Consider the following 9,627-nt stretch of genomic DNA (forward strand, 5'->3'; position numbering starts at 1 on the left):
AACCGAATTCTATAAAAAATTCAGTTTGCACACTTTACGGTGGAGTGTCTTAAAATCCAACATTAAAACCTGCCGAAACAGTTAGTTGATCTCCTTGATAATAAGTAGGAGTCCACATATTCAGCAGCTCAGTTTCTCCGGAAATATCGCTTTTCATAGCATTAATATAAACATACACATTGCTGACTACTTCGTAGCGAATATCTAAAGATAGAGTTTTGTTTTCCCAACTTACGCTTTCCATAAAAGGAGTTCCGATAATAATACTCGCATTATCATCGTATTCTACATAAGGTCCATGTTTTGCCCAAAAAGCTTCTGCTTTAATATGCAGTCCACGTATTGGTTTAAAAGTTATTCTCAGATATATTTCTTCTGCATTATCTCCTAAATAATGTCCCAAATTATATTGGTTAGATTCATAAGTTGTTGTTTCAATCGGATGCTGATAAGGTCCCGGAAGAGTGCGTGTGTATTCCGCCGTGAAGCTTAAGTTTTTTAAAGGGAAATTACTTAACTGAAAGCCACCTTTCCAACTAAAGAAATTATGCACAGTAGAATCGCCTATTCGTGTAAATTTTATTTCATCTGCAAATAAACTACCATAAAGCTGTAAATGTTTGAAATAACGAATAGAAATATCGCCAAATAATTGTGAATTTTGTCCGGCTTGTCCGTAGCTATCTGTAGCATTATAAGTGTGATCTACCGACTTATAAATAAACAAAGGAATCCAAAATCCCGGATGATCATAATCGCTATAAATAATAGAATTTCCAACAGAGATATTTACCCAATCGAAAGGGGAAATAGAAAACATATTAGCAGAAATCCATTTTGGACGAAATACAGAGCGAAAACGGTCATCATCCCAATAAGAGCGAGAGCTATCAACAACTTCTGAGACTAACCAACCGTGGATATAATTAAATTCGAGCCATTTAGCCGGCTTTAGTTTTAATGAAATATGAGCAAAAGAAGGCTGTTGTCCACCAAAAATATTAGCACCATGCTGATTGCTTCCCCATTCAAAATGATCCTTTATTAAGGCAATACTTCCCCAATCCCAGGCATAAGTTACTCCGCCTCGCATTTCGCTCCAATCGACACCACCATTCTCACTTCCTTTATAATTTCCACCTTCAAAAAGAGTTAAAAATTCAGGATTTCCAAAACGAATACTTGTATGGTTATCGCGTAAGCTGGCATAAAAACCAAAATGCTCACCAACATAAGCATGTGCTTCTAATCCACCATAGCTAAAACTTTCCGTTCCGTTATCGTTTTTAATAAAAGAATAAGAATATAAAGGCTGTGCCTGAAAACGAAAAAGCTCATCTTTATAAAATCCGCCAAAGGGATGGATCCCGGTACCAAAACCATTAGAGTGTTTTAAGATATCGAAAGTGGGGTTTAAGTGAAGAGGCTTATCTTCTTCTAACATATAAGCCAACTGATAAAATTCCAACTCTTTTGATTGACGTTTATTGAGTTCTCCTTTAAATTCCGCAGCCTCGTTTAGTTTTTGGGCTATAAATTCTCTTGAATAGGGTTTTATAGCACCATTGATAACTATCAGTTGTTCATTTGCTAATTCGTCTAAAAAGCTGTAAATGTTTTTATTACTTATGTGCTCATAAACAACTTGAGCATAGCTAAAGCCGCTGATAAATAGCGAAATAAGGATGACATATATTTTAATTTTCATAGTAATTCTCTAAGTGATAAAACTACTTCTTTTTACGAAAAGAAAGAAATAGCTGTGCAAGATAATAAATGCTTTTGTAATGAATCTTTCGGAAGCGACCATAGTTTACTAACTGTCCACCGAATTTAGATTTGAATTCGCGAACTCCATAAGGTATATTTGGGAATCCGGCTCCCATAAAATCAAAACTCGAATATTTATTCTCTTTGGCAAAATGCAAACCTGTCCAAGTAGCTAAAACTGAAGGATAAAGTTTTTTAAACTCTTTGTCGTTACCTGCGACATACCATTCATAAACAGTTTTTCCGTTATAAAGTGGAAGCATTATACCTCCAATAATTTTGTTGTGATAACTGACTAAAAGATATTTTCCAACATTTTCTTTAACGTGAAATTCATAAAAAGCTTTGAAAAACGACCAAGATGGAAGCGGTTTCTTTATTCTTTTATTGTAAAGATTTCTTAGTATTTGATAGAAATCTTTAACTTGTTCTATTGTTGGGTTATCAATAATTACTGCTCCTCGTTCAAAACCCTTTTTAACTTGTCTGATTTTACTCTTAGATAATTTAGGCTCTAATTCGTCATTTTTTAATGGAACAAAATAATTAAGGTGAGGTTCATATTTAAAACCACACTCTCTAAACTCATCTGTAAAATAGCTCCAGTTGTGAATATTTCTGATTTCCGAATAAATAGCTCTTCTTTTTACAAAAGAGGTATAGGTTTTCATTAAGCCACTAAATATTTTCGATCCCTTTTGAGGCAATAAAGGTCCGCCAATGATTAAACTGCGTTTTAACCATTTACCAATAATAGGATAGGGTGTTTTTTGAATGACAAATAAAAACCCTGCAATTATTCTTTTATTCTGTGTATTTATAGCCAAGCAATAGTAGGGAGTAAAATCATTTGCTTGGTGGTATAAATCAAACATTAAATTTGTTTGGAATGCATTTCCACGACTATGCTGCAGAACAAAATTATCCCAGCTTTTATCAAGACGATATTTTACAATTTTAAATTGTATCATCAGTTAGCATTATCTTTTTTATTATCTTTCTGAGACTAAATTTGGTAAAATACATCCCTGAAATAGAGCCTAATAAATTATATATTAAATCGAGTGGATTATATGATCTTCCGGAAATCCACAATTGATGAATTTCATCAATAACAGCAAACAAAAGTAAACCGAGAATAAATAAGTAATATTTTTTTACGGAAAAGAAACCGTTTTTGTCTGATTTCCACAAAACAAATAGTCCGAATAATATTGCAAACACTCCAAAATGCTCTAAATAATCTAAACGAAAAGGCTCATCCCATATGTTAATTTCTTGTGTTGGAATATTGGGTAATGAAGAGACAATAGCAATAAATATTAACCAAAGGCAGAAAATGGTTTTCAGCAGCGTTTTGTTTTGATACAATGATTTTATCATATTATTTACTCCTGGCTTTTTTAAATAAAATATTGTAAAATGCTTTAAAGAAATAGTTGATGTCAGTTAGTAAAGGGTGCTTTTCATGAGCTTTAAGATAGCGCATTTCAGAAGCCATAATTTCTTCGAGTGTAATTGGCATATCAACATAAAAAGGCGGGATAAGTCCGGGTTTTGACTTTAATCGTCGCTCTTTTAATTCATCGGTATACAAATTAAAATAGTGTTCGCTTAGTGGTCGAACACCTACAATTTTCATTTCTCCTTTAAGAACATTTAAAATCATTGGTAGTTCATCAATCCAAAATTTGCGCATAAGTTTCCCCGAGGAGGTTACCCTAAAGTCGTCTTTAAACTTTCCACCTTCTTGCAATTGACTTTTCTCATAAACATAGGCTTGCAAGTATTCTGAAAAAGGGTGCATTGTACGCATTTTATATACTCCGAGGATTTTCCCGTTTTTTCCGTAACGTCTGAGTTTTATAAGAGGACCATAAGTTGGAGAAGCATCAAAAACCGGGATGTCAATTTTTCTTGCGGCAAAATAAAATTGTTGGTCAATAAATTTCTCATCGATAAGCTCGAAACCACAACTGTATAACCTGCCAAGTGTTTCTGCTCTTGACATAACACGATTTCTTCCTCCGGTTAAAAGGAAATAAAACTTCTTTGTAAAAACCAGTTTAGGCATTACACGCTTTACTAAAAAGTCGAAGAAATAATATATCCAATTAAGTATCGGAGGATATTTTTTGAGTAATCGTTTTTTTCTATCAGTATAGGTTTCAACATTATTAATGTAAATGCCTCCCATTTCGAGTTTAGCATTAACAGCTTCAAAAAATTTATTGATATATTGAATATCATTGATTCTCTTTAGATTAATAATGTATTTATAGTTTGCTTTGGGTTGGTTTGTTAAATTGAATTTAGTTGTGGTGGAAATAACTAAAGCATCGTCGGTAGTAAGCCGGGTATATTTTTTTATAAACTTAAATGGATTAGATCCAATTTCATCAACAATTAATTTTTTGAGTTTTTCGTAGAACTTACCTTTTGGAGTAGTATCATCAATAACAGGGAATTCTTTGCCAATTTTATTTTTATCTTTTTTCTCTTGACGGATTTCCCACTCGCCGACTTGTTCCATACCACTACTCATCTCTTTATCGAGCAAATAGAAGTAACTTATAGCACCTTCAATAACAGTTGCAATTACAACAGTTATAACTATCATCAATCGCGAATAGCTTAAGCTAGCAAAAAAGATAACAAAAGTAATGGTGAATAAAACAAACAAATTACTTTTAATAATATTGAAAAGGTTGTCGCTTTTATTCTTTAGTTTCTGAAGTTTGTACTTTTTAAATAGAAAAGAAGAAATAATCCAGATGCTTTCGAATATCAAAAACGGCATCCAATAATAATTGAATATAGCTTTCTCCTTACCGGTCTTAAAATAAGCAGCAATTAAGAAGGCAAAGAAGACGATAAAAACATCTACAAAAGCAAATAATAGCGTTCGCCGCTTCATGAGTGCATTAATTTTGTAGCGAATTTAAAACAATTATTGGAGTTAGACTGTTTTTTGCCGGAAGAATGACCTAAAGAAAAGCATTTGTTGGTTAATGTATTTTATTATTTTTGCAATGAATTTTTAATTATAATTTATGGACTTAAGTAAAATCTTATCAATAGCCGGTAAACCCGGGTTGTACAAAATGATCTCAAATACCAAAAATGGAGTTTTGGTTGAATCTTTACTCGACGGAAAACGTATTCCGGCATTTTCGCACGAAAGGATTAGTTCTTTAGAGGAAATCAGCATTTTTACGGAAACTGACGATGTTCCATTAAAGCAAATTTTTCAGTCGATGTACAATATTATGAATCAGCAACCGGCTCTCAGTCACAAATCAAGTGCCAAAGAATTGACGGATTTCTTTGAAAGTGTTTTGCCTGATTATGATAGCGATCGTGTTTATGTTTCGGATATAAAGAAAATGGTACAATGGTACAATATACTTCAATCAAAAAGCTTGATTGATCTTAGTGAAGACCCTGAAACAAAAGAAACAGATTCGGAAGACAAGGACAACGAAAAAGAATAAATATTAAGCCTGATGTAAATCGGGCTTTTTTTATAATTTTAAACAATGTATAAATCTATTATTCGTCCCCTTTTATTTAAGTTTTATGCTGAAGATGTTCATCATTTTGTGCGTTTTTGCTTATGGTTATTTTTCAAAATTCCCGGGTCTAAATATGTGGCAAAACAAATATTTGTTGTTCAAGATAAACGCTTGGAACGAGAAGTGTTTGGACTTAAATTTTCTAATCCTGTAGGTATTGCTGCCGGCTTTGATAAAGATGCCACTATGTTTAATGAGCTGAGTTATTTGGGCTTTGGTCATATAGAAATAGGGACAGTTACTCCAAAAGCACAGTCCGGAAATCCAAAACCACGTTTATTTCGCTTACCTAAAGACAAGGCTTTAATCAATCGGATGGGTTTTAATAATGGTGGTGTTTTAGCGGCCGCCGATAATCTGAAAAACCGAAAAACAAAAGCTGTTATTGGTGGGAATTTAGGGAAAAATACCCTCACGCCTAACAACGAAGCGGTAGATGATTATGTTGCTGTTTTTGAGGGATTATACGATGTGGTAGATTATTTTGTGGTGAATGTAAGTTGTCCAAATATCAGCGATTTGCACGAATTGCAAGATCAAGAATACCTCGAAGCCATATTGAATGCTGTAATGGAAAAGAATAAGGCAAAGCCAAAGCAGAAACCCATTTTACTAAAAGTTTCGCCAGATTTAAATAATGCACAGTTGGATGAGGTGATTACGGTTATCAAAAAAACTAAAATACACGGTGTAATTGCTGTGAATACTAGTGTGAGTCGTGAAGGTTTAAAAACGGATCAGGAAAAAGTAAAAGCTATTGCCAATGGTGGTTTAAGCGGAAAGCCATTGAATAAAAGATCCACAGAGGTGATAAAATACTTGACAGAAAAATCAAATGGAGCTTTTCCAATTATTGCCGTTGGCGGAATATTTACTGCTGAGGATGCAATAGATAAACTGAATGCAGGAGCCTCACTTGTTCAGGTGTATACTGGGTTTATTTATGAAGGACCGTTTTTAGCAAAAAGAATTAATAAAGAGATTCTAAGTCGAATGTAACAAGTGATCTGTGACGAGTAACTGGTTACCTGTCAGCCCTCGCTCATCCTAATCTCCAAATTAGGTTGGATGTTTGAATTTGTTTCTGACAAATAATTGTTTGAAATGTAATGCGGTTAGGAGACCGCAATGTATAACAAGCTTAATTAGAAATTAAGCTTAGCGTTGTTCAACACATCAATTCATTAGCGTTTCAATCTCCTCAATCTCAATTGGAATATCAGCCATAAGGTTTAGGGGTCCATCTTCGGTAATCAAAATGTCGTTTTCAAGACGAATCCCTAACTTTTCTTCAGGAATATAAATTCCGGGTTCGCAAGTTAAAACCATGCCTGCTGTTAGTGGAGTATTTCTATCACCTACATCGTGTACGTCTAATCCAAGGTGATGATTTACACCATGCATAAAATACTTTTTATATAGTGGATTTTTCGGGTCTTGATTTTGCTTCTCTTCCTCGCTAAAAAGCCCTAAATCAATAAGCTCTTTTTCGATTAATTTTTTAGAAAGTCTATCCAAATCATCGAGAGAAGTTCCTACAGTCATGTTTTCGGTAAGTGTATTTATTGTGCGTAAAACGGCTTGATAAACATCTTTTTGTCTTTCTGTAAATTTCCCGTTTACAGGAATAGACCTCGACATATCTGCGCTGTAATTGGCATATTCGGCACCAAAGTCAAACAAAATCACATCGCCATCCTGACAGACTTTATCATTTTCTATATAGTGTAGCGTACAGGCGTTTTTACCGGAGGCGATAATAGGATAATAGCCATGACCATTAGCCCTGTTTCGTGTAAATTCATGTTCAATTTCTGCCTGAATTTCGAATTCCATAACTTCAGGCTTTACAAATTTAAGCACCCGACGAAAAGCTTTATTTGTAATTTTACAAGCCTCTTTTAAAAGATTAATTTCCGTCTCTGATTTTATCATACGCATCCCATACAAAATGGGAGCAGAGCGTTCAAAAATATGTAAGGGATAGAGCTGTCTTATTTCTTTTGCAAAACGCTTTTCTCCACTTTCAACTTTTGAGTCATATTTTGGATATTCGTAGTCGTTGAGATAGATATTTTTCGCATAAGATGCAGCTTCTCTAATTATCATATCCATTTCATCTAACCAATGTATGTTCTCAATTCCGGAAGTTTCGCTAGCTTCTTCTTGGGTGTACTTATGCCCATACCAAACAGCAATAGTTTCATTGGTTTTTAAAATAAAAAGTACTTCTCTAAGTTTGGGATTAGGACAATCGGGAGCCAACATCAGAATACTTTTTTCTTGGTCGATACCGCTGAGATAAAATAAATCAGATGATTGTCGAAAAGGAAAATACTGATCCCCATTTCTTGGTTGTTCATCATTTGAAACAAAAAGAGCAATAGAATTAGATTCCATTCTTTTTACGAAATTCTCTCTGTTTTTTGTAAAAAATTGATTTTCAATTTTATGATATCTCATCCTGAAACTGAATTATTTATAATAAGTACAAATTAATTAAATCCTTCTGATATGCTGCCTTTTTAATGGCTTTAAATCTTACATTTGTGTTTTGTTTGAAACAAAAATACAGAAATTATTTATCAAAAATCTAAAACATATACTAAATAAAAATTCATTATGATTAAACAAAGAACCTTTTCATCGATTACAAAGAAAGTAATCATGTCGTTAGCGGGTTTGTTTTTAATTATCTTTTTGCTTGTCCATTTGGGCATCAATTTGTTTTTAATGCCGTTAACAGAAAATCACCAAGAGATTTTTGAGTTACTTGCTGGCTTTATGGCAACCAATCCGGTTATTAAAGTCTTCGAAGTAGTTCTTTTTGGAGGATTTATTATTCACATTATTTATGGTATTATTGTTCAACTACAAAACTGGGCTTCACGTGGTAACGTAAGATATAAGTCTGGTAGTAAAACAAATACAACATTCTCTTCACAGACTATGATTTATACCGGATTATTGGTGTTCTTATTTTTAGCTTTACACTTGTATCAGTTTTATTTTCTAAAATTAGGATTGAACTCAACAACATTTGTAGATGCACATGGTCATCCCGAATTTTATAATGTTGCTGTAGCCTTGTTTACTACACAACCTATTTATTCTGTAATTTATATTATAACATTTGTAATTTTAGGTTTCCATTTGAATCATGCTTTTCAATCGGCTTTTCAAACATTAGGATGGGATCATCCTAAATATAAATCTGTTATAAAAATTGCCGGAAGTGTATATGCTATAGTTGTTCCTGCGGGATTTATTACGATTCCTTTGTATTTTTTGATAATGCAATAATTTGCTAATCCCTAAAAAAGAATTAAAATGACAAAATTAGATTCAAAAGTACCCCAAGGCCCAGTAGCCGAAAAGTGGACCAATTATAAAGCTCATCAAAATTTGGTGAACCCTTCGAACAAAAGAAAAATTGACATTATAGTAGTAGGAACAGGATTAGCCGGTGGTGGTGCTGCCGCTTCTTTTGGCGAACTTGGCTTTAATGTTAAGAATTTCTGTATTCAAGACAGCCCTCGTCGTGCACATAGTATCGCAGCACAAGGAGGTATAAATGCAGCAAAAAATTACCCAAGCGATGGCGATTCCGTTTATCGTTTGTTTTATGATACTGTAAAAGGTGGCGATTATCGTGGTCGTGAGTCAAATACTTATCGCTTAGCAGAAGTAAGTAATAATATTATTGATCAATGTGTTGCTCAAGGAGTTCCTTTTGCTCGCGATTATAGTGGATATTTAGATAATCGTTCTTTTGGTGGTGCTCAGGTATCGCGTACTTTTTATGCTCGCGGTCAAACCGGACAACAATTGTTGTTAGGTGTTTACGGTGCTTTGAGTAAAGAAGTAAATAAAGGTAGCGTTACAATGTACACTCGTAGAGAAATGCTTGACTTAGTTGTTGTTGACGGAAAAGCACGAGGTATAATAACTAGAAATTTGATAACAGGTGAAATAGAACGCCATTCTGCACATGCGGTTGTTATTGCTACAGGCGGATATGCCAATGTTTTCTATTTGTCAACAAATGCAATGTCTTCTAATATTGGAGCTCCAATTCAGTCTTGGAAACGTGGAGCATTCTTTGCTAACCCTGCTTTTATGCAAATTCATCCAACCTGTATTCCTGTTCATGGCGATTTTCAATCTAAATTAACTTTAATGAGTGAGAGTTTACGTAATGACGGACGTATTTGGGTTCCTAAAAGGAAAGAAGATGCAGAAGCTATTCGTAATGGTAAATTAAGTCCGATAGATTTAAAAG

The 9,627-nt window shown here is 33.8% G+C and carries 9 protein-coding genes; 4 read left to right on the forward strand and 5 right to left on the reverse strand.

The features are described 5' to 3' along the window. Positions 1-49: 49 nt before the first annotated feature. From J7K39_05085 to J7K39_05100, 4 genes are read right to left on the reverse strand one after another with little or no spacing between them, the layout of a single operon-like run. The gene (locus tag J7K39_05085; GenBank protein ID MCD6179258.1) at positions 50-1,708 is read right to left on the reverse strand and encodes a hypothetical protein; all 1,659 of its coding nucleotides are present in this window, start codon (positions 1,706-1,708) and stop codon (positions 50-52) included. 22 nt (positions 1,709-1,730) lie between these two features. Further along, positions 1,731-2,741 carry a peptidoglycan bridge formation glycyltransferase FemA/FemB family protein gene (locus J7K39_05090; protein ID MCD6179259.1) on the reverse strand — a complete coding sequence of 337 codons (1,011 nt, stop codon included), beginning with the start codon at positions 2,739-2,741 and terminating at the stop codon, positions 1,731-1,733. Next, positions 2,728-3,153 (reverse strand): VanZ family protein, encoded by a 426-nt coding sequence (locus J7K39_05095; protein MCD6179260.1) that lies wholly within the window; start codon positions 3,151-3,153, stop codon positions 2,728-2,730. The genes J7K39_05090 and J7K39_05095 overlap by 14 nt, the downstream gene beginning before the upstream one ends. A gap of 1 nt (position 3,154) precedes the next feature. Further along, positions 3,155-4,687 carry a sugar transferase gene (locus tag J7K39_05100; GenBank protein ID MCD6179261.1) on the reverse strand — a complete coding sequence of 511 codons (1,533 nt, stop codon included), beginning with the start codon at positions 4,685-4,687 and terminating at the stop codon, positions 3,155-3,157. A 136-nt stretch (positions 4,688-4,823) separates the two neighbouring features. Here J7K39_05100 and J7K39_05105 point away from each other — a divergent pair, with 136 nt between their 5' ends. Continuing rightward, positions 4,824-5,264 (forward strand): DUF5606 domain-containing protein, encoded by a 441-nt coding sequence (locus J7K39_05105; protein MCD6179262.1) that lies wholly within the window; start codon positions 4,824-4,826, stop codon positions 5,262-5,264. A 45-nt stretch (positions 5,265-5,309) separates the two neighbouring features. Continuing rightward, on the forward strand, positions 5,310-6,344 hold the full coding sequence (locus tag J7K39_05110; protein MCD6179263.1) for a quinone-dependent dihydroorotate dehydrogenase: 1,035 nt from the start codon (positions 5,310-5,312) through the stop codon (positions 6,342-6,344). Positions 6,345-6,521: 177 nt separating this feature from the next. Here J7K39_05110 and J7K39_05115 read toward each other — a convergent pair whose 3' ends face one another. After that, the gene (locus J7K39_05115; protein MCD6179264.1) at positions 6,522-7,745 is read right to left on the reverse strand and encodes an aminopeptidase P family protein; all 1,224 of its coding nucleotides are present in this window, start codon (positions 7,743-7,745) and stop codon (positions 6,522-6,524) included. A gap of 222 nt (positions 7,746-7,967) precedes the next feature. On the opposite strand from J7K39_05115, the gene J7K39_05120 reads away from it, so the two are divergent. Together J7K39_05120 and J7K39_05125 are read left to right on the forward strand one after the other, a co-directional pair. Beyond that, positions 7,968-8,648, forward strand: a complete 681-nt coding sequence (locus J7K39_05120) for a succinate dehydrogenase cytochrome b subunit (protein ID MCD6179265.1) — start codon at positions 7,968-7,970, stop codon at positions 8,646-8,648. A gap of 27 nt (positions 8,649-8,675) precedes the next feature. After that, on the forward strand, positions 8,676-9,627 hold a 952-nt coding region (locus tag J7K39_05125; GenBank protein MCD6179266.1), incomplete at its 3' end, for an FAD-binding protein.

The organism is Bacteroidales bacterium (genome assembly GCA_021157585.1).
Taxonomy (GTDB): Bacteria; Bacteroidota; Bacteroidia; order Bacteroidales; family UBA12170; genus UBA12170.

What these genes read in the sequence shown, in the direction of transcription:
- J7K39_05085 (MCD6179258.1), bottom strand. Translation starts at nt 1,708, where the DNA reads ATGAAAATTAAAATATATGTCATCCTTATTTCGCTATTTATCAGCGGC.
- J7K39_05090 (MCD6179259.1), bottom strand. Translation starts at nt 2,741, where the DNA reads ATGATACAATTTAAAATTGTAAAATATCGTCTTGATAAAAGCTGGGAT.
- J7K39_05095 (MCD6179260.1), bottom strand. Translation starts at nt 3,153, where the DNA reads ATGATAAAATCATTGTATCAAAACAAAACGCTGCTGAAAACCATTTTC.
- J7K39_05100 (MCD6179261.1), bottom strand. Translation starts at nt 4,687, where the DNA reads ATGAAGCGGCGAACGCTATTATTTGCTTTTGTAGATGTTTTTATCGTC.
- J7K39_05105 (MCD6179262.1), top strand. Translation starts at nt 4,824, where the DNA reads ATGGACTTAAGTAAAATCTTATCAATAGCCGGTAAACCCGGGTTGTAC.
- J7K39_05110 (MCD6179263.1), top strand. Translation starts at nt 5,310, where the DNA reads ATGTATAAATCTATTATTCGTCCCCTTTTATTTAAGTTTTATGCTGAA.
- J7K39_05115 (MCD6179264.1), bottom strand. Translation starts at nt 7,745, where the DNA reads ATGGAATCTAATTCTATTGCTCTTTTTGTTTCAAATGATGAACAACCA.
- J7K39_05120 (MCD6179265.1), top strand. Translation starts at nt 7,968, where the DNA reads ATGATTAAACAAAGAACCTTTTCATCGATTACAAAGAAAGTAATCATG.